This is a genomic window from Kribbella jiaozuonensis (genome assembly GCF_005233875.1).
GTDB classification, from domain to species: Bacteria; Actinomycetota; Actinomycetes; order Propionibacteriales; family Kribbellaceae; genus Kribbella; species Kribbella jiaozuonensis.
Genome location: NZ_SZPZ01000002.1, coordinates 77,672 through 97,909 on the forward strand (window position 1 = coordinate 77,672; position 20,238 = coordinate 97,909).

Consider the following 20,238-nt stretch of genomic DNA (forward strand, 5'->3'; position numbering starts at 1 on the left):
CCGGTCATCGTCACCGTGCCTCGTTCGAGGGAGGCTCGTGGTCGGGGTCCTCGGCGCTCTCCCACCCCTCCAGTTCGGCCAGGGTGCAGAAGGCATGGCCGTAGCTGTCCTCCCAGCGGACCCTGTTGGTCAGGTCCCGCCCGTCGAGGGTGCAGACAATGGTTCGGCCGTCCATGTCTCCAGGGTCGGTCATCCTCACCAGACGGACCCAGCGTGGCGCTCGTCGTCTTTCGGGCTCGCTCGGTAAAGTCCCTTCTCCTGGCGGGTGAGAGGCGGGGATAGTGAGCGCGGACTGGGGGCAAGGGGTACCGCGTTTGCAAGTGCGGTGGTGGGAGCCGTGGCGCTTGGCTGGAATATGGTTGCCTGGCGCCGGCAGGGTCCAGTGTTGCGAGTTCGCGCGACATGCAATGGGCGGGGCAACGACATGCAGATCGCGGGCAGCGTGCGCAACACCGGGCGCTTCGACGCTCAGATCCAGCGTGCTGAGTTCCGCTGGAACACCTCCGGCGCGGGCGGATCGTCGAGCGTAGGGGCGATGGTGTCCTGTGATCTACCAGCCGACCACCCCGACCGCCTGGCCCTTGCGTCGCCTTTGGCCGCACAGGCGGGTCACGGGGGCTGACAGTCTGTAAGCGACCTTGTAGAGTGCTTCGCTCGAGGCATGCATGGGGAAATGACAGGGGGAACGCGTTGGCAAATATCGTTCAGTTTGAGGTCAACGGCCTTGGCGGTCGCAAGAAATCCATAAAGCGGAGCCTTCGTGAAACGACTGTCTTTTGGGGCGTAAACGGCTCTGGCAAGACGTCGCTACTCAAGATCTTGCATAGTGCATTACTCGACGACGCGACGCCGCTAATCCGAGTCCCATTCACGTCAGCCAGGGTCGTCATCGACGCCGGTGGTGACGTCTTCATGCGGGAGATTACGAAGCGGGAACTTAGATCACCAAGTGTAGTACGCCGGTTAGAGAGAGCCCGCGAGCTGGCTATGGCAAGAGGTCAGGTCTACTACGGCGACCTGGGTGAAGATATCAACGCAGCCCTCCCCTGGAACACAACTGGAAACGGCGAACCGGAGGAGCAGGAAGGCCCGATCCAACACGGATACCTGCCGATCTCAAGGGTGAGTGAAACGCGTCGGCGCGGCCCAAGGGGAAGTCGGCCCACGATGGAACTGGTCGACGAGGCCTCTTTTGACAAGCTGTTTGCAGGGGAGATTCAGCGCTTATGGTCTGACTATAATGCGCGGGCATTGGCCCAAATTTCAATAACCCAGGAACTTGGCCTGGCAAACGTATTCAATTCCGTCTTGGCCGAAGGGAGAGGGAAGCGCCATTTGCCCGAGGAGATGGACTTCAGTGAGGCGTTTCCCTTGATCAAGGCATTCTTCTCCGGCCAGCGGATGGGGAGAATGGTCAATATTCCGGAGTCGACCCTGCACAAGAATTATGCCGACAGTCAGTTGGTGCGGCAGGTGGTCACCGATATTGCAACCGTCCAACAGGGCATCGAGAAGGCACAAGAGCCGCAGAGAAAGATCGAACAACTCCTGTCCGATCTTTACAGCGGCGGCAAGGAGGTCACTCTCCAAGGGCGTGCGGTTTCCGTCTCTGCTAACGGCGAGGCCATCCCGCTCGAATCTCTCTCAAGCGGTGAGAAGCAGATGTTGCAGCTGCTTCTGGAGACTCTCGCCGCAGGGAATGCTCCGGTGATCATTGACGAGCCGGAGCTATCACTGCATGTGGATTGGCAACGCAGGCTTGTCGATTGCATGAGGATCGTAAATCCTGATGCCCAATTGATCATGGCAACGCATTCGCCTGAGGTGATGGCTTTTCTTCCAGATAGCATGATTTCTGAACTCTAAGTTTCCTGGTGGGGGGATTCTTTGCATGCCACGTCTGACTTATGGTCGCGCTGGGTTCTTGCGACGCATTAGGATGTCACACGACAACTCGCTCTTCGTCGTTGTCGAAGGTAAGGTCACGGACCGGTACTTCATTGAGAAGCTCTGTTCTGCAGAACAGACAGTCGGGCGAGCCGGTTACGAGATTTACATGGTCGAGCAAATCTCTGATGAAAATGGCCAGGTCTCCGGGGGAAAGGATGCGGTTCTCGCTCTCTTCGACTACTGCAAGGCCGAAGGCAAGTTGGCCCAGAAGAACAGTGGCGGAAGTCGATCGGTCGCTTTCGTGGTTGACCGCGACAGCGACAACATTACGGGCGGGAAGCGACGGTCTCCGCACGTTCTGTACACGTATTATGCTGACAGCGAGGCTCACGCTTTCGCGGATGGCGATCTCGTTAAGGCGTTGCAACCGGCTGCATCCTTAGATAAGGCAACAGCGGTCGAGGTCGTCAACAGTCTGGGAAATTGGTCTGAGAAACTCGCTGACGACTGGCGACCATGGATTGAACAGTGCTACCTGGCTAAGGCCTTGCGGTCAAGAACTTGGGTTGGTCTCGGGGCTGCTCACAGTCTTGTGCATAGTGGAGCCATGCGCAGGGAACTAGATTCACAGAAACTCGCCGCGGCGAAGGCGGCCGTTCGAGATACCTCGCTCTACAGTGGAGTGAAATACGACAGGATCGAAAAAATGGTTCTCGATAAGATCGACCGCGTTTATGCCGCTGGCCGAGGACGCGAACTGCTTAAAGGCAAATGGCTCGCCGCGCAGCTCACCGAATTAATTGAAAGCAGTTTCAATGATCCTAGGCAGAGAGTTGCTTGGGACAACGAGCACCTACGCAATATGATCGCCAAGTTTCTGATGAGCTTTCTGGATGTGGATGCACAGGGATCTATGTACATCAGGAAGAAGTTGGTCGGTCTCGCGGCCTGACAGTTCCTTGACCTCTTCCGATCAGCTTGAGTTAATCGCGCTGTCTCGGAGTCGGACGGCAGAGCGCTTCCCCTCGGGGACGCACCTAGGTCGATGGGATCCGGTCCGGCGCGGCTTGCGTCACGTCCTGGACTCCGGCGTGTTGTCAGGTTGACGTTTGGCGAGATCACGAGTCATTGCCTGACATGAGCTTGAGTTCGGTGAGTACCCAGTCCCACCGGAAGTCTCTTGCGACCTGGTCTCCGGTACCGGATTCGAGTGGCTTAAGTGATGTGGCTGAGCCGTTGTGCGGGTCGCGGATGCCGACTCCCGCATACCGGAGCACTGCGAGGGATGCGAGCCAGGCGGGGTGGCCGGCCAGGTCAGATTTGGCGAAGGGGGTCGCGACGGTTGGGGTGCGCGATCCGAGCGCGGCGCAGAGGACTGTCAGCGGGTAGGTGTTGGCGTTGCCGTTGGCCCATGCGTTGAGGGTGTTGAACGTCGTCGGCACGACCGCTACAGCGTCGGCCTTTGGCGCGCGCCTGGGTTCGCCCGGCCTCCGGTTACCAGTCAGGACGGGCGCGTCCGCCAGGTCTTGGCCTTCAAGCCACGGCAGCGCTGCGTCGGTGGGGATGACGTAGGGAGTCCAGCCGTGTTCGCGGGCCGTGCGTACACCGTCGCCAACGCGGGAGGCGAGGGGGGCGCCACAGGTGACGATGTAGAGAGTTCGACTGGTCACGCGAGGACTCCTGCGCGGGTTGCGATGGCGGTCAGGGCTGGGGTGGGTTTGCGGGCGCGCTTGAGTAGTTCGCGGACCAGCTCCCGGGCAATGGTGTGATAGCGGATCGACTCGGGGGCGACTCGTTCGGCCTGCTGTAGGTGGAGGATCGCTTCCATGTCGTTCTTGGCTTGAGCCTGTGCCCAAGCGAGGTCGAGATGCAGGCGCGAGCGGCGGCCTTGAAGACCAGCCGGCATGGCTTCGGTGTCGATTTCGGTTGCCACACGCAGTACACCAGACGGATCGCCGAACTCGGCCGCGACCGAGGCTCGATGGATCAGGACGTTCGTCGGGCCGAAGGCGGTCCACGAGTGGTTGCCGTCGTTTGCCAGGAGATCGGCGAGCTGCGTTGCCGTATTGAGTCGCTCGGTGGAGGTGGCGCGATCGGACCGGCGAGCGGCGATGACGGACGAGATGAGCCACAACGACCCGGCAAGCGATACGGCGTCCGGAGTGTCCGAGCCAGTGAGAGACATCAGACCTTCTGCCGACCGGACAGCGACGCGCTCAGCGTCATCGTTTTGCTGGCTGCGGAGAAGCGCGATGACCACCTGATAGGCGGCCATGCCTTGCGCAGCCTTCGACTCGGCGGCAAGGGCCGCGTGGGTGGCGCGGTCCGCGGCCAGCCAACCAAGGTGATGTTCGCCGACCTTGGTCAGGAGCTTGGAGGCCGCCGTGTAAACGGAGCATCGGGCGAGGTGTGTCTCCCGACCGTCGCGGCCTTGGTAGCCGTCGTACGCGTCTGCGGCCTGGATGAGGTCCGGCAGCATCGCGGTCGCCTTCTGGTACTGCGCTGCCTGATAGGCCTGGTTGACCTGCACAGCGCCGTTGCGGAGCTGCGGAAGAGGCCACGGTGACGTCGGCTCACCAAGCAGATGGTGGTAGCTCGCGAGTTGGCTGCGTACGGCGTCGACTGCCGTGACTTGCTCGGATGCGTCTGGCGCGAGGACCCAATCACGCCCGATCAGGTCAGCTACGTCGATACGCAAGACGGTCGCTAGGTCGTTGAGGGTGGACAGGCGATCGACGCCGCGAATGCCGCGCTCTACCTGTGAGAGCCAGGATCGCGACATTCCGATGAGGCCGGCGAGGGCGTCTTGCGACATTCCGCGCCGCTTGCGGTACGCCCCGATGCGCTCACCTACGTGCATCTGCACTCCTCCTCGTTGGTGTGGTCCCGTTCCTGTAGTGAACCGCCAGCTGGAGCGGACAATGCGCACAAAAGTGCGCAACCCGCGGAGTGCACATCAATCGATCGTTTCGCCGCCACGCTGCATGCATGAGCGAAGCCAAGTACACAGGAGAAGCCGCGAGTCGAGCGGAAGAACCTCAAGTCGAGGCACCATCGTCGGAGCGCAGGCGTGCTTCGACCACATCGAGTCTGCGCCGCAGTTCCTCCACGACCTCCCGTAGTGCAGATAGGTCATCGGTCGGAGGTACTCCATCCCGAGACGCGACGAACACGCCGCGGCCCCGCTGGGTGTACACGAGTCCCTCGAGACGCAGTTGTTCGATGGCCTTCTGCAGAGTCATCAGAGCAACTCCCCACTCGTTGGCGAGTTCGCGGCCGGACGGCAGCTTGGTGCCGGCCGCCAGTTCCCCGGCCTGGATTGCTCGGCGTAGTCCGTCAGCTACCTGGACATACGGCGGGCGTGGGTCGTTGGTCTCTACCTGCATACGTCAACCGTAGTCGGCCTAGGTAGCTAGGTCAGTCAGTCGGGCGCAAGTCTTGTTCATCCAAGTGACCTAGGTTAACCTAGGTCAACCTAGTTAACTCTTGATAAGGAGAGAGCGAGTGAGTGAAGACGCAACGGCCGCGGAGGCCGTACGGAAGTTCCTTAGCGTTGCCGCCGCCGCGAAGGTGCTCGGACTGTCTGAGATGACGCTCTATCGAGTGATCCAGGCGAACTCATTCCCGGCTGTCAAGGTCGGCCGAAGGCTGTTCATTCCGAGTCAGGCCCTCGATGACATGGCTGCCGCCGCGATCTCCAGCGGGGGAGTCGTGGACGCGGCCGAGTGGCGGCCGGCGCAGGTCGCCGGATGAGCCGCCAGTTGTCCTCACATCCCCAGACATCCAAGACCGGCCCTGCCGCAGGCGCCAACCAGAGCAGGGCCGGTTCTCCCGTCACTCAGCAGAGATTTCAGGAGGTGTCCAGCATGACTGATGCTGGTTCGCCGGGCACGGAATGGGTGCCTCGGTTTGGTGATCCGGAGGTGTCGCGCGATCGGGCGGACCTCATTCGCGGGCTGTTCGAGTTGGCGGGTTTTGTTGCCAACTACCCCGAGTTGCCGTTGCCGCAGGTCAACGCGGTGATGATCCCGGGCGGTTCGACAGATGCCGACGGCGTGTGGACGGTCGCTGCGGTGGCCGAGGCGCTCGGCGTCGCGACGGGGTTCGGCGGCGATGGTGCTTTCGTAGCGCAGTCCCGGTTTGGTCCGGTGTCGGTCCGGTGTGTCGCGCGGCTTGCCGCGCCGCCCGGCGGGGACCGTCGTGAGGCCGTGGCGGGGGAGGGTCGATGAACGAGTCGACTGCTGTGGATCTGGCGTGGCGGATGCACGACTCGGCTGCCGGCGCGATTGATCGAGCGGACACTAAGGCCGGGTTCGCGGCGACGGTGGAGACGGCTGCTGCGGCTGTGGTGTTGTCGCTGGTGTCGCAGGCGCACGGCTCCCCGCTGGTGGTTCGTGTGTTGTTCGGACTGTCGCTGATCGCCCTCGCGGTGGCGTTGGCCGCGGCGATGCTCGTGGTGACGCCGCGCCTTCACTACGCGGGTTACGAGTTGTCGCCGGGGGAGTTTCTGTATTTCGGCGCGGTGCGTCTTCGGTCGGTGAAGGAGTTGCGTTGCCACATCGATCCGACGGTGTACGGCGGCTTGGTCGCTGAGCCGTGGGAGGCGATCAGCCACCAGGCCAAGCGGCTGGCGGAGATCGCTTGGGCGAAGCACCGGCTGGCGCGGGTGTCGTTCCTGGCCGCTGCCGTCGGTGTGGCGATCTCTGCGGTCGCGGTGCTGGTGGGAGGTGCGCTGCGATGAACAGGCGTCCGACCGCCCGTGAGGGTGTGGTGTTGCCGAGGTTCGGTGCCGCGTCGGTCGCGGCGACTGTGCTGGGGCTGGTGTTGGTGTTTTGGGCGCCGAACGCGCTGGCGGTGCGGGCTGGTACGTGGACGGCGACGGTCGGCGGTGTGGGTGTCGTGACCGCTGCGCTGCTGTTCTGGCGGGTCGGTCCCGGCTTGCTGCTCGCGTTCCCGTTGTGGGTTGGGCTCGCTGGCGTCATTGCTTCTCGCACAGGAGCGCCAGGACACGCGGGTGCATGGTTGATCACCGGCGGCGTGCTCGCTGCACTTTCTGTCGTGCTTGTCTGGGTGAACCGCGCCGTCGGCAGCGGTGTCACCTTCGCTGCCTGGCTGCTCTACACAGGATCCCTGCTGCGGATCGTTCCGGCCCGCGCGAGTGCACACGCGTACTGGTGGCTCCTGATCGCCGCCGGCGTGCTGGCGCTGGTCGCAACAGTCGCGCGAGTGGTGCTGTCCCGCTCGAGTTCACGGGGCCTGCTGCGCAAGCTGCACCGCGCCGGTCGGGAGACTGACGGGCTGGCCTCGCAGGCCGACGTGTGGCGTGGCGCATCCGCCCGGGTAGTCCGATCGAAGGCGGCGCAGGTGCGTCCGAGCCTGGACGAGGTGTCTCGGTGGAAGCGGCGTCGGGTGCCGTTGTCTGAGCTGGGCGTGAAGGTGGCCCGGGTTGGCGCGGTCGGGATCTGGTCGTCGGCCGAGGATCACACGATCACCTTCGGTGGCCCGCGCAAAGGCAAGACGCAGCAGATCATGAACTACGCGGTCGAGGCACCGGGCGCACTGATCACGACGTCGACCAAGCTCGACCTGCTCGTCCACACCTATCCGCGCCGCGCGAAGCGTGGGCCGGTGTGGGTATTCGACCCGTCGGGCATCGTCCAGCCTGGCTCGCAGCTCGCCGGCCAGTTGGACGGCGACGAGTCGGTGACGTTTGTGCGGTTCAACCCGCTTGTTGGGTGCGAGCTGGCAGCGACGGCGATGGATCGCGCCGCGGATCTGATCGACGGTATCGGCCGGTCGAAGCATGACGGCCAGGGCGAGCGGTGGGACGGGTTCGCCAAGCAGACCCTGCAGTCGTTGCTGCACGCCGCGGCGATCGGCGGATATTCGATGTACGACGTGCAGCAGTGGGTCGCGCACCCGTCGGACCAGGCGAAGCGTGACGTGCTGTTCGAGCTGCGGATGGCCGGGCCCGAGGCCGCGGGCATGATGCAGGAGGCTACGCAGTTCTTCGAGAACAACCCCAACACCCAGAGCAGCATCAGTACGACGATCATGCCTGCGTTGAGCTGGCTGTCGGTTCCGTCCGCTGCCGCGTCGGCCGCGCCGGGCGGGCAGCAGTTCGACGTGCAGCAGCTGCTCGACGAGACCGGCACCGTGTACCTGCTCGGCGCGGAGGACGCGAAGACCTCACCATTGGTGACCGCGCTGACGGCGGATCTCGCGCGGCGCGCGAAGAGCATCGCGGCCGGTATGCCGGGGGAGCGGCTCGACCCGTTCCTGACGATGGTGCTCGACGAAGCCGCGCTGATCTGCCTGATCCCGTTGGACCGGTGGAGCGGTGACTTCGGGTCGCGCGGGATCTGCATGCACATCGCCGCGCAGTCCCGCGCGCAGATGCGGGAACGGTTCGGCGACGCCGCCACCGGTGCCCTGTTGACCAACACGAACACGAAGGTCGTGTTCGGCGGCACCGGTGACGACGACGACCTGCGCTACTGGTCGACGCTGGCCGGCGAGCGCGAAGAGCCCGCGATCACCCGGGACCGGGCCACCGGGTCGCGGTCGGAGACCACCCGACGCACTGCGGTGCTGAACCCGGGGCAGACCGGCGAGCTGCGCGCCGGCCAGATGCTTGTCATCAGCAACAACATGCCGCCCGCGATCGTCAAGGCCCGGATGTACTACCGGCGCTGGGACGTGCGCACCGAACGGTACGCCCACACAGCGCACCGGGTACGCGCCCAGCTCAACGCCGCCGGTGGCCGGGTCAAGGACCTGCACGCGGCCCGCGCATTCGCTCGTCAAGTGGATCGCTTCGGCGAGTGGATGCTCGACCGATTCGGATGGATGCTCGCACCCCTCACCGGAGACGACCAGATCGCCGCCGGCGGAACAGTCGTCAGCGCGAACACCCCGGTGAGCTCAACCCACCCGGGTCACGCCCGGGTGCGACTGGCCGCGGCTTTGACGTGGCTTGACGCTGCCGACCCGCTGCGAGAACTCGTCGCCCGGGTGCGACTCAACAGCTCAACCCGCAAGGCCCGCGCCGCACTCGCCGCGCGGACCGAGCGGCCAGTCGACCAGGAGGTGAAGTGATGGCTACGCGTCAGCTCACTGTTGCTCCGATCCCGCACGACTTCCCGTTCCCGATCTGCTCCCTGTGTCAGTTCCCGATCCCGGCCCACGACCTGGCCGGGCTCGAGTTCCAGCCTCGCCACGCCAGCACATGCCTGCCGGACGAACGACAGGACGCGACGCAGAGTGCCTGCTGTCCGTCCTCGGGAAGGCGGGTGCGGCATGAGCACGCCGTTTGAGGCCGCGCGCAACGAGGTGCGGGTGCGGTGGGACTGCCAGGAGGTCTCCGAGCGGCTGCGGATCGACGCGGCCGGGGCCTACGACGAGAACGGCACACTGACCGGCTGGATCGCCGTCGATCCCATCGCGCTGCAGGACGCCATCGACGCCTACATCCACTGCCACTGCGAGGAGGGAGAGGCGTGAAGCACACCGATCACGACGATCCCGAGCAGACCGCGCAGAAAGCCGTCGCGGCGCTCGCTCGGGAGCTCGAGAAGCTGAGCCGCGAGGTGCAGGCATTGAAAGGCGGAATGCGGCAGACCGCCTCTAAGGGCACCGTGACCGAGCTCGCGAAGGTCGTGGAGAACCTCAGCGAGACGGTCATGAAGGTCGCCGCCGGCGGCGGTAAGAAGGCCAGCGAGCAGGATCCGGTGCGGTCCTGGCTGCGGCTGCCCGAGGACGAGACCGCCGCACAAGAGGTGCTGTCCGAACTGGTGCCGTGGATGCAGACCGTGTACCTGCGCTACGGCGACGCCCGCGAGACGTTGCCGCCGTGCTGGCCGTGGCACCCCGAGATCGTCGAGGAACTGCTCTGGTTGATGGACGCCTGGTTCGCCGCCTTCTACGGCCCGGACGCGTCGCTTCGGCTGGTAGGCGACTGGCACGACCGGCAACGTCCCGGCGTGATGCGCCGCGTCGCCATCTACTCCACGGCCTGCGACCTGCCGACCCACCTCGACGAGGCCGGACAACCGGCAACCGCCTTGCCGCTCATCGACCAGCTCGACCCCTTCGTCACCTGGTGGGCAGGGGACCGCGACAACAACGGCCCCGCGCCCACCCGCGACCAGATCCACGCCGCCAGGCGCGGCGGACACGGCGCTGGGCAGGCCGGCGGGCTGACCGCCGTACCCCAGGACGGGAGCTACTGATGAACACCCTCACCAACATCCTCAACGACCTCGCCGCCGGCGACCCGTTGACGACGAAGGACGGCGTCGTGCTGCTCGTCACCGGTCTGCTCGCCGTCGCGGCTGTCGCCAGTGTCGGGTGGATGCTGCACCGCGCTGCCAGGTCGGTTGCTCGAAGCAACTTGTCCCGTGACTGGACCGGGCGGAAGGTGCTGATCGTCGTCGCGGTCGTGGTGGCTTTCGCGGTCGCCGGGATCGGCGGCACCCAATCGTTCCGGGCGGTCTCGGACAAGTTCGGCAGCGCGCTCGTGCCGTTGGTCGCCGACGGGATGGTCATCGCCTGCACCGCGCTGCGGCTAGCCGCTCTGACCCGCGGCTGGCGCATCCCGGGCGCCTTGTTCACGACCTATCTGTTCATCGGCGGCACGGTCGTACTGAACATCGACGCCGCGAACGGCGCGGTCGACGTTGCGATCGCGCACGCCCTCGCGCCACTGGCCTACGCCGTACTCGTCGAGATGCTCGCGCACATGCTGCGCCTCCACCTGAAATTGTCGCAGCCCGCGCGCCCGAAGCTGTCCGCGCTGACCTGGATCACCTCACCGGTGATCACGACCCGCGTGTGGCTTCACCTGGCCCGCACCGGCAACGACGACCCGATCCAGGCACGGGCACTCGTGCAGCAGGTCGTGCGCATGTCGTCCCGCCTCAACACCGTCTGCCCCAGCCGCCGCACCCTGCCGCTGGACTCCGCACGCGCTGCCCGGACGGCCGCGTTGCAGACGATCCGCGACGGCCTCCTGACCGCAGGACAGCTCGCCGCACTGCTACCGACCACCGAGCGGATCAGCGCGGGGGAGCTGCTCGCGCTCGTCGACTCCGCCGCACTCGGTCTCCCGGTCGCCGACAACGGTGCTGCCGGGCATGAGTCGCCGGCCGAGGTTCCGGCCTGGCTCGTTCTCTACCTGCTCGCAGTTGCTCGCCGTGACCAGATCCGTCCGGCCAAGACGGCGCACAGCGACATGGGGCTGGCCGACACTGGCGAGATCGACGAGGAGCCCGACGAGGAGCCCGACGAGGCGTCCACGGTGCTGCCTCTGATCGTCGGCTACGTCTTCGGCGCACTGCACCACCAGAACACGCAGCGCACCGACCGGAGCGCCGAGGTCGGACAGTTCGGCAGTGCAGGTGCTCCACCACTGCCGAACGGAGCACCTGCGCTGCACCACGGAATCCGCACCGGTGCAGCCGCATCAGAGCGCTCCCATTCTGCGAGCAGTGCAGCCGCGCCGGTGCACCACCCTGCGCCTGCACCGGCGGCCGCCCGCAACGGCGGTGCATCGGTGATCAGTGCATCGTTCGCCGAGCCTGCCCAGAGCAGTCCCGCGAACGGTGCGGGGAGTGGCGAGACCAGCCGGGCAAAGCAGTCCGACAAGCGTGACCTGGCAGAGCTGTTCGAGGTCTCGGCCCGCGAGCACGGCGGCGCGCCGTTGAGTCAGCGCGAGATCACCCGAGTTCTGGACTGCGGTTTCTCCAAGGCCCGTCGGCTCGCCGAGCTCGCCGGATGGGTCGAGCCCAAACACGACGACACATCCGACGTAGCCAACCCCGCGGCCTACGACCAGGCCGAGACGGCAACAACCGATGCCAACAGCAACAACCCAGACACCCAGCAGGCGAACGAAGCTGACGAACTCGAAATGAGCAACCACTGATGAAGGACACCGATCAGCGCGACTCGATCCAGGGATCAGCCATCGCGAAAAGCACCATCCGGCAGCGCCCCGAGGGCAGCCACAGGATGAAGAACCTGGATACACACCATTGCATCACGATCAAGTGGAGCCCTCACTCCGTCTGTCGAGTCGGGCTGGAGGCCGCCGTCGCGGCCTCTGGCATGGCCGCCTGCGCGGTCCTGGCCGCTGCCCAGGACGGCGCCCAGGCCGCCGTTTGTGGGCCGTGGACGGCAGGTGACCGCTGATGATGAGCGTTCACGCCGGACACAGCGCGGAGTATCTGACCGGCGCGGTGGCGGCCGGGCGGGAGAACTACTACACCGGCGCGACGGCCGCCGGCGAGCCGCCGGGCCGCTGGTACGGCCGGGGTGCTGCCGCGCTCGGTCTGCACGGCGAGGTCGACGCCCAGGACATGAACGCGCTGTACGAGCGGTACCTCGATCCGCGCGACGAGCGGTTCAAGGACCCGGCGTTGTGGGACGAGGCCGAAACGCTCGGCCACGCCGGGCGGGCGTACAAGACCGAGGCCGAGTGGTATGCCGCTGCTCTGGCCGCCGAGCCTGGAGCGGATGCGGAGCGGCGCGAGCTGCTCCACATCGAGGCGGGCAAGAAGGCGCAGAAGAACGTGTCGTTCCACGACGCGACGTTTTCGGTGCAGAAGTCGGTGACGGTGCTCCACACCGCCTTCGAGGCCCAGGAAGTCCGGGCCGCCGGCGCACTGGAGCGCGCCCGCAGCGCACTGGCCCAGGCGCACCAGAGCGGCTCGGGAGCGCTCCGGCTGCACCGTTTGGAGCAGGCGGTGCAGGCCTCAGCTACCGAGGCCGCGACCTGGCGGCAGCACCGCGAAGCGGTCGAGGCCGCGATCTGGGCGGGCAACAACGCCGCCCTGGACTACCTGTCCGACAAGGCCGGATACGTCCGGGTCGGGCATCACGGCGGCGCCGCCGGGAGGTGGGCCGACGCACACGACCTGACGGTCGCGTCGTTCTTCCAGCACGACTCCCGCGACCACGATCCGCAGCTGCACATCCACAACGCGATCCTGAACCGGGTTCAGGGAACGGACGGGAAGTGGCGCACGCTCGACGGCCAGGGCCTGTACAAGTACAAGGCCGCGGCCGGCGCGGTCGGCGAGCAGGTCATGGAGCAGCACCTCACGAAGTCGCTCGGTGTGCAGTTCAAGCTCCGCCCGGACGGAGAGGCCCGCGAGATCGTCGGGATCGACCAGTCCGTGATGGACCTGTTCAGCTCGCGACGGGTCGCGATCACGAAGAAGACCGCGACGATCGTCGCCGAGTTCCGGCAGCGGTTCGGCCGCGAGCCCAACGCGCTGGAACTCGAGCGGATCCAGGAACGCGCCACCAAGGCGACCCGCCGCGCGAAGTCCCACGACGGCGAGACTGCGGCGGAGCGGCTCGACCGGTGGGACCGCGAGCTGCGCGCCGAGGTCGCCGGCGGACTCGCGACGGTCGCCGACACCGTGCTGTCGAACCGACAGCACCAGATGACCCCGGCACCGCTGGACGAGGACGCCGTCCTGGAGACCGCGCTGGCCACGGTGCAGGAGAAACAGGCCGAGTGGCGCGAAGGCGACCTGACCCGCGCGATCAGCCTCGCCCTGCCCGACGCGCTCGGCGGACTCGACGCCGCGCAGGTCACCGAACTGCTCGAACGGCTCACCCGCAAGGGCCTGGACCGAGCCGTGAACCTCGGCACCGCCAAGCCTGGCAGCCAGGAGCTGCCCGCCGAGTTGCGCCTGGCCAACGGCCGGTCGTCGTACGAGGCGCCCGGCCGTTCGACCTACGCGACCCCGGGGCATCTGAACGCCGAACGCAAGCTCGCCCGCGCTACCTACCCGGCCGGGGCTCCGGCTACCACGTCGCAGCAGGCCGGAGCGTTCGTGAAGCAGCTGGCCAAGACCGGGCTTGAGCTCGGCGACGACCAGGCCGCGGCCGTCCGCGGCATCCTCATGTCCGGGGCGATGACCGAGGTACTGGTCGGCCCGGCGGGCACGGGGAAGTCCCGCGTCGTCGGCGCCCTGGCCAAGGCGTGGACCGACCCGACGCTGTGGCCTTCACTGGGGCACGGCGAACGGCGCCGGGTGATCGGCCTGGCCTCGTCGCAGATCGCGACCGAGGTCCTGGCCGCCGACGGCGTACCCGCGGTCAACGTCGCCCGCTGGCTCCGCGCCCAGCGGCAGCTGGTCACCACCCACTTCGTCGACGGCGACTGGCTGGTGCGAGAAGGCGATCTCGTCGTGCTGGACGAGTCGGGCATGACCAGCACCCAGGATCTTGCCCAGATCCAGGAACTGTGCGACCAGTTCAAGGCCAAGCTGGTCCTCGTCGGCGATCAGCGCCAGCTCGCCGCGGTCGGCGCCGGCGGCGGCATGGACCTGATCGCGTCCCGGGCGCTGACCCACGAGCTGACCGAGACCCGCCGGTTCGCCGAGCCATGGGAAGGCCCGGCGTCGCTGCGGCTTCGGGCCGGGGACGAAACGGTGCTGGCCGTGTACCACCGCCGCGGACGGATCATCGACGGCGGCAACGTCGAGCGCGCCGAGACCCTCGCCGGGGACGCGTGGCTGTCCGACCGGCTCAACGGGAAGCACTCGCTGTTGCTGGTCGATACCAACGACCAGGCCGCCCGCGTCGCAGCTCAGCTGCGGTCCCGGCTGGTCGGGCTCGGCCTGGTCGACGACACCAGCACCGTCAAGCTCGGCCTGCAAGGCACCCGCGCCGGTGCCGGTGACATCATCCAGGCCCGCCGCAACGACTGGACCATCGCCGGGCACCTCGGCAACAAACGCGCGGCCATCAACCGCGCCCAGTACCGGATCCGGGAGGTGCTGGCCGACGGCAGCCTGCGGGTCGAGGCGCTCGGCCACGGCGGCACCGACCCCGCGACGCCTGGCGAAACGATGGTCCTGCCCGCGCAGTACGTCGCCGAGCATGTCGCGCTCGGCTACGCCTCCACCGTCCATGCCGCCCAGGGCCTCACGGTCGACGGCTGCTACGGCGTCGTCACCTCGGCGACGTCGCTGAACTCGCTCTACGTCCAGGCCAGCCGCGGACGGTCCACCAACATGCTGTACGTCGTCACCCGGGCCGCACCGAACGGCGCCGAGACCGGCGACACCGCACGGTCGCTGCACCGCTCGCCGCGCGCAGTGCTCTCGGCGATCCTGGACGCCGCCGACGAACGCCGACAACGGTCAGCGACCGAGGCCCGCGACGAGTCCGCGACCGACGCCGCCCGGCACCGCACACCCGCCGAACTGCTCACCGACGCCATCAGCCTGGCCACCACCAGCCGCGCCGCGCGGTGGCTCGACACCGCCGCCGCCAACGGACTGCTCACGATCAAGCAGCGCAGCAAACTCGCCGCAGAAGCCGGCGCAGCAACCCTGACCGCCCTGCTGCGCCGGGTCGAACTCGCCGGCCACGACCCCGAGGCCGTGCTGACCGAGGCAATCGCTCGCCGCGATCTCGGCAACGCCCGCGAACTGTCCAACGTGATCCACGACCGGATCACCAAAACAACCCGGCTCGACCCCGAGGGCGCCACCTACAGCGAACGCCTCCCTGCAGTCGACGAGCCGGAATGGGCCGACTACCTCCAGCGCCTCGCCTTGGACGCCGACAACTCCGCGAGAGACCTCGCGTTCGACCTCGCCGAGCAACAACCCGCTTGGCTTGTCGAACAGATCGGCCGCTGCCCAACCGAGGATACGGACGCCCGCGAGACCTGGATCACGCGCGCCGCCACGATCGGCGGCTACCGCGACCTGACCGGTCACGACTCCGACACCGACGCCATCGGTGCCGCGCCCCCTGCCGGACAGACCGAGGCGCATGCCGCATGGCGTGCCGCGTGGGACGCACTCGGCCGCCCCGACGACCAACGCGCAGAAGCCGAGATGACCGTCGGCCAGCTCCGCGTCCGGGTCGCCGCCTACCAACGCGAACAGAACTGGGCACCGCCCTACGTCGGCGAAGAACTCGCCGCCACCCGACAGGCCGCGGACAAGGCCCGCCAGCAAGCAGCCCTGCGCGACGCCGAAGCCGACGCGACCACCGAACGCGAGGCCCGCGAGCGGCTGCGCGCCGAGGCAGACGACGCACGAGCGCTGGCCAAGGCTCATGACGCGATCGTTGCCGACCTCGTCGAGGTCGACGAAGCCCGTGCGCGATGGCTCGCCCACACGGCAGCCACCAAGCAGGCCGCGAGCCGGGCAAAGGACGAGCTGAAAACCCGCGGCATCGAACTGGCCGACGAGGCCGCGTCGACCGAGGGAACCACGGCAGCCGAATGGCTCGCCGCGGAGCGCGAGCACGACGACTGGACCGTGGTCGACGAGCGCGACCTGGCCGAGGTCGCGGACGCAAGAGAACGCGACCTCGCCATCGCCCAGCCCGCGGACGAGTTCGTCGAGGCCGAGCTGGTCCACGACCAGCTCCCGACACCCGACGAGCACGGCGCGACCACAGCGGCGGACGCGATCCCGGACGCCGACGTCGTCGAAACCGCGACGGCGGACGAGGCCGCAGCCCCGGACGAGACGGGCGAGGGTTCGTTTGCTGCTGGCAACGAATCCTGGCAGCGGCTCGACGCCGACCAGGTCAGCGCCGAGCCGCGAACCGACTTGCGGGAGGCCACAGCCGGCGAGGAGCGCGTCCTCGAAGCCGACGACCTGCGCGTACCGACCGCCGAGGAGACAGCCGAGGCAGTACGGCGAGCGCAACGCGCGCTGATCGAAGTCCGGCAACGCGACAGCGCAGACGCCCAACGCGAGGCCGACGAGGACGCCTTGCGGGACGAGGAGCTCGCCCGCTGGCACGACCACGACCAGCACCACCTAGAGCAGTACGAGCAACAGCCCGAAACCATCGGGCTCGACTGAATCCTCGCCGAGGAGCGGAGGTGCTCTCCCGCCCGGCGGGCAGGAGAGCACCCCGGCCTCCGGCCGGGACGAAAGACCTTCTGTGGCTGGGTTTGGCGGGCGGCTAGCGGACCAGGTCCCCTCCAACCAAGTCGGTTCCGGCAGTTCTCACCTGGAGGACAAAGAGCGTCCACCAGCTGACAACGACCGGAACCGACTTGGTCGGAGCCTCTGACCCGGCCCGCTAGGCGGCAGTAGCCGGCAGGCCCCAAAGGACGGGGCTGCCGCTACACAAGCCCACCAGCGGGCAACGGACCAGTCGCAAGGAGACAACCGTGCAGAACCCGACCAACACCCAACCGCTCACCGAGCAAGAGGCCGAAGGCAACAACATTGCCTGGCCCCAGCACCGCGACGTCACCCCCGCACCGCAGCCGATCCGCAACGGCCAGCTCCTGAGCGTGTGCTCGTGCGGCCAGACGTTCATCGGCATCGACGCCGACCACGCCGACTGGCAGCTCAACGACCACATCGACGACACCGAGAAGCCCGAGAAGGCCACGCAGGCCCAGAAGGCCGCCAACTAACCCACCGGCTCGGGGAGCGTCGTGGTGAAGGACCACGCACCCACGGCGCTCCCCGCACCACCTCTGAAAGGAGCTGAACGATGACGTTGACCTTGACCGATCTGTTCTGCGGTGCCGGTGGCTCGAGCACGGGCGCCGTTCAGGCCCCGGGCGTCACGGTACGGATCGCCGCGAACCACTGGCAGCTGGCCGTCGACGTACACAACCTGAACCACCCCTACGCCGACCACTCCACCGCCGATCTGCACAAGGAGAACCCGGGCTACTTCCCGCGCACGGACCTGCTGTGGGCGTCGCCGGAGTGCACGAAGTGGACCCAAGCCAACAGCAACCCGCTGCCCGCGATCGAGGAAGGACTGTTCGAGGACCCGCTGTCCAGCGAGGCCGCGCAACGGTCGCGGCTGCTGATGTTCGACGTGTTGAAGTTCGCCGAGTACCACCGCTACCAGGTGATGATCATTGAGAACGTCGTGGACATTGCGCTGCGACCGAAGTACCGGGTGGCGTGGCAGCTGTGGCGGCAAGACCTGATGAAGCTGGGTTACCAGTTCCGCGTGATCTCGCTGAACTCGATGCACGCGCAGGCGTACGGGATGCCCGCACCGCAGTCCAGGGACCGGATCTACATCGCCTGCTGGCGGAAGGGCTCGCCGGCGCCGGACTTCGAGCAGATCCTCAGACCGCGCGCGTACTGCACCAAGTGTGACGAGGTCGTGGAATCGCGGCAGGCGTGGAAGCCGGGCCGGACGGTCGGCCGCTACCGCGACCAGTACGTGTACGTGCACGCCGCCTGCGGAACGATCGTCGAACCGGCCTACCTGCCCGCCGCAGCTGCGATCGACTGGACGATCCCCGGTCAGCTCATCGGCGACCGGCTCCAGCCCAAGACACGAGCCAGGATCGCGGCCGGGATCGCGCGGTACTGGGGGCAGGCGTTCCACCTCGAAGCAGCCGGGAACCAGTACGACGCCGCCGACCCGAACCACCCGCGCCACGGCGACCCGGACGCCTACTACCGCGCCTGGGCGATGAACGACGTACTCCGGACACTGCACACCACCGCTTCCAAAGCGCTCGCGGTGCCGGTCGAGGGGCGCGAGGGCAAGCAGGCGCAGACCGTGGACCTGCCGTTCAGGACGCAGACGACCCGCGCCGAGACGGCACTCGTGACGCCGTTCGTTGCCGAGCTGCGCGGCGGCGGTTCAGATGCACGATCGATCCTGGAACCGGCCGCGACGTTCTGTGCAAGCGGCAACCATCACGCACTGGTCACCCCGGCCGGCGGATCGTGGAACGACGACGCCCGACCGGTCACCGCCCCACTGCGCACCCTCATGACCCGTGATGCCTACGCGCTGGTGTCGCCCTACTACGGCAACTCCCACACTGCCCGGCCCGCTACGGATCCGCTCGGTGCTCTGACCACTGTCGACCGGTACGCGCTGGTGCACCGCAACAACACCGGCGGCGCGGAAATGACCACCTCCGTCAACGACTACCTGCGCACCTTCACAACCGCCGGGCACCAATCGCTCATCCAGACCGGCCCCCGCGGCGGTCGACCCAAGAGCACCCCGGAAGACCTCAAAGCCGCCGAGCAGATGGTCCCCGAATGCCTGTTCCGCATGTTCACGCCCGGCGAGGTAGCCGCCGGAATGGCATTCCCCACCGACTACTCCTTCTCCGTTATCAACCCCAAGACCGGCAGGCCGCCCGCGAACAGGGACCTGGTGAAGATGTGCGGCAACGCCGTCACCCCGCCCGCCGCGCGTGACCTGATCACCGCCGTCGTCACGTGCCTCGGGCACGAACCCGCTGCCTGACGAGGCCAGGGGAGGGGCGGCGATCGCGCCGCTCCTCCCGGCCCCTTACCAGCTAGGAGAACAACAATGAGCACCACAGCACGTGCGGTGAACAGCCCGGAACGCGTGAGTGCTGGAAGAGGTGGTCGATTGGCTCGGTCAGCGCTCTGGCACGCTGCCCGCGGTCTGGTCGTGTTTCCGCTCCGACCGGGATCGAAGAGGCCGGCGGTCGACGACTGGCCACACGCAGCCACCACCGACCCCGGCCAGATCGCTCAGTGGTGGAGCGATGCTCCGTACAACATCGGTGTCGCCACCGGCCCCTCGAACCTGCTGGTGATCGACCTGGACCGACCCAGGCATCTAGGCGAGAGCCCACCTGAACCCTGGAACACCCGTGGTGTCACTTGTGGCCGCGACGTCCTCGAGCACCTGGCCAGCATCGCCGGTCAGCGGCTTCCCCGTACCTGGACTGTCACCACTGGCTCCGGTGGACAGCACCTGTACTTCCGGCAGCCCGGTGAGATCGTCCTCGGCAATACCGCTGGGAAGCTTGGATGGAAGATCGATACCCGCGGCAATGGTGGCTATGTGGTCGCAGCGGGGTCGGTGACCCGAGGCCAGCGGTATCGAGCCGACCTCATCCGACGTCCCCAGATCCTGCCGGCATGGATCATCGCAGGCCTCACCGCACATGCTCTGCCGGCACCGTGCCCGGGACCGTCTTCAGGTGTGCGTGTACTCGGTCCGGCCTACGGGTTGAAGGCTCTGGAGGGGCAACTCGACAAGCTCCTCACGTCGACGCCCGGGTATCGCAACGACCAGCTGAACGCGTCCGCATACGCCTTGGGACGCGTCGCGGCGTCCGGCGCGCTCGATGCGCAAATGGTGAGTGATGAACTGCTGTCCGCCGCGCTGCGGGTCGGGCTCGGCCGGCGCGAAGCCGAACGCACAATCGAATCCGGGCTCACCGCCGGTCTCAGCAACCCACGCCGCATTGTCTCCTGACCGCGCCGCCGACAAGCACTACGGAGAACGCGACACCAGCTGAACACGCGACGGCGAACGTCGCACCGACAAGAAGCCCAGTCACACCACGCCGAGGTTCTGTAACGATTCGCCGACCTGGGG

Annotated in this window: 18 protein-coding genes; 14 read left to right on the top strand and 4 right to left on the bottom strand. The window is 67.1% G+C overall.

Annotated elements, in window-relative coordinates; translation table 11 throughout:
• Positions 1–10: 10 nt before the first annotated feature.
• Positions 11–175 (bottom strand): hypothetical protein, encoded by a 165-nt coding sequence (locus tag FDA38_RS42175; protein WP_170989661.1) that lies wholly within the window; start codon positions 173–175, stop codon positions 11–13.
• Between the two features lie 515 nt (positions 176–690).
• Here FDA38_RS42175 and FDA38_RS12035 point away from each other — a divergent pair.
• Positions 691–1,866: an AAA family ATPase gene (locus FDA38_RS12035; protein WP_137253909.1), complete on the top strand. Its 1,176-nt coding sequence runs from the start codon at positions 691–693 to the stop codon at positions 1,864–1,866.
• A gap of 25 nt (positions 1,867–1,891) precedes the next feature.
• A complete protein-coding gene (locus tag FDA38_RS12040) occupies positions 1,892–2,842 on the top strand; it encodes a hypothetical protein (RefSeq protein ID WP_137253910.1) in 951 nt (316 codons plus the stop codon).
• Positions 2,843–3,008: 166 nt separating this feature from the next.
• Here FDA38_RS12040 and FDA38_RS42180 read toward each other — a convergent pair whose 3' ends face one another.
• From FDA38_RS42180 to FDA38_RS12055, 3 genes are all read right to left on the bottom strand, one after another.
• Positions 3,009–3,560, bottom strand: coding sequence for a flavoprotein (locus FDA38_RS42180; protein WP_170989662.1), 552 nt, complete (start codon positions 3,558–3,560; stop codon positions 3,009–3,011).
• Positions 3,557–4,750, bottom strand: coding sequence for a helix-turn-helix domain-containing protein (locus FDA38_RS12050; protein WP_137253912.1), 1,194 nt, complete (start codon positions 4,748–4,750; stop codon positions 3,557–3,559). The genes FDA38_RS42180 and FDA38_RS12050 overlap by 4 nt, the downstream gene beginning before the upstream one ends.
• A gap of 178 nt (positions 4,751–4,928) precedes the next feature.
• Complete coding sequence (locus FDA38_RS12055; RefSeq protein ID WP_137253913.1) at positions 4,929–5,276, bottom strand: GntR family transcriptional regulator; 348 nt, start codon at positions 5,274–5,276, stop codon at positions 4,929–4,931.
• Between the two features lie 118 nt (positions 5,277–5,394).
• Between FDA38_RS12055 and FDA38_RS12060 the strand changes: the two genes are divergently transcribed.
• From FDA38_RS12060 to FDA38_RS12115, 12 genes are all read left to right on the top strand, one after another.
• Complete coding sequence (locus tag FDA38_RS12060; protein ID WP_137253914.1) at positions 5,395–5,643, top strand: helix-turn-helix domain-containing protein; 249 nt, start codon at positions 5,395–5,397, stop codon at positions 5,641–5,643.
• A 113-nt stretch (positions 5,644–5,756) separates the two neighbouring features.
• Positions 5,757–6,119, top strand: a complete 363-nt coding sequence (locus FDA38_RS12065; protein WP_137253915.1) for a hypothetical protein — start codon at positions 5,757–5,759, stop codon at positions 6,117–6,119.
• The gene (locus FDA38_RS12070) at positions 6,116–6,631 is read left to right on the top strand and encodes a Pycsar system effector family protein (RefSeq protein ID WP_137253916.1); all 516 of its coding nucleotides are present in this window, start codon (positions 6,116–6,118) and stop codon (positions 6,629–6,631) included. Before FDA38_RS12065 ends, FDA38_RS12070 begins: the two co-directional genes overlap by 4 nt.
• Positions 6,628–8,988 carry a TraM recognition domain-containing protein gene (locus tag FDA38_RS12075; RefSeq protein ID WP_137253917.1) on the top strand — a complete coding sequence of 787 codons (2,361 nt, stop codon included), beginning with the start codon at positions 6,628–6,630 and terminating at the stop codon, positions 8,986–8,988. The genes FDA38_RS12070 and FDA38_RS12075 overlap by 4 nt, the downstream gene beginning before the upstream one ends.
• Before the next feature lie 201 nt (positions 8,989–9,189).
• Positions 9,190–9,393 (top strand): hypothetical protein, encoded by a 204-nt coding sequence (locus tag FDA38_RS12080; protein ID WP_137253918.1) that lies wholly within the window; start codon positions 9,190–9,192, stop codon positions 9,391–9,393.
• Positions 9,390–10,121, top strand: a complete 732-nt coding sequence (locus FDA38_RS12085) for a hypothetical protein (RefSeq protein ID WP_137253919.1) — start codon at positions 9,390–9,392, stop codon at positions 10,119–10,121. Before FDA38_RS12080 ends, FDA38_RS12085 begins: the two co-directional genes overlap by 4 nt.
• Positions 10,121–11,815, top strand: coding sequence for a DUF2637 domain-containing protein (locus FDA38_RS12090; protein WP_137253920.1), 1,695 nt, complete (start codon positions 10,121–10,123; stop codon positions 11,813–11,815). The genes FDA38_RS12085 and FDA38_RS12090 overlap by 1 nt, the downstream gene beginning before the upstream one ends.
• Positions 11,815–12,081: a hypothetical protein gene (locus tag FDA38_RS12095; protein WP_137253921.1), complete on the top strand. Its 267-nt coding sequence runs from the start codon at positions 11,815–11,817 to the stop codon at positions 12,079–12,081. The genes FDA38_RS12090 and FDA38_RS12095 overlap by 1 nt, the downstream gene beginning before the upstream one ends.
• Positions 12,081–16,739, top strand: a complete 4,659-nt coding sequence (gene mobF, locus FDA38_RS12100) for a MobF family relaxase (RefSeq protein WP_137253922.1) — start codon at positions 12,081–12,083, stop codon at positions 16,737–16,739. Before FDA38_RS12095 ends, mobF begins: the two co-directional genes overlap by 1 nt.
• 314 nt (positions 16,740–17,053) lie before the next feature.
• Entirely contained in the window at positions 17,054–17,305 is a 252-nt protein-coding gene (locus FDA38_RS12105; protein WP_137253923.1) for a hypothetical protein, read from the top strand.
• An 80-nt stretch (positions 17,306–17,385) separates the two neighbouring features.
• Positions 17,386–19,128 carry a DNA cytosine methyltransferase gene (locus tag FDA38_RS12110; protein WP_137253924.1) on the top strand — a complete coding sequence of 581 codons (1,743 nt, stop codon included), beginning with the start codon at positions 17,386–17,388 and terminating at the stop codon, positions 19,126–19,128.
• Positions 19,129–19,194: 66 nt separating this feature from the next.
• Complete coding sequence (locus tag FDA38_RS12115; protein ID WP_137253925.1) at positions 19,195–20,115, top strand: bifunctional DNA primase/polymerase; 921 nt, start codon at positions 19,195–19,197, stop codon at positions 20,113–20,115.
• The last annotated feature ends 123 nt before the right edge of the window (positions 20,116–20,238 follow it).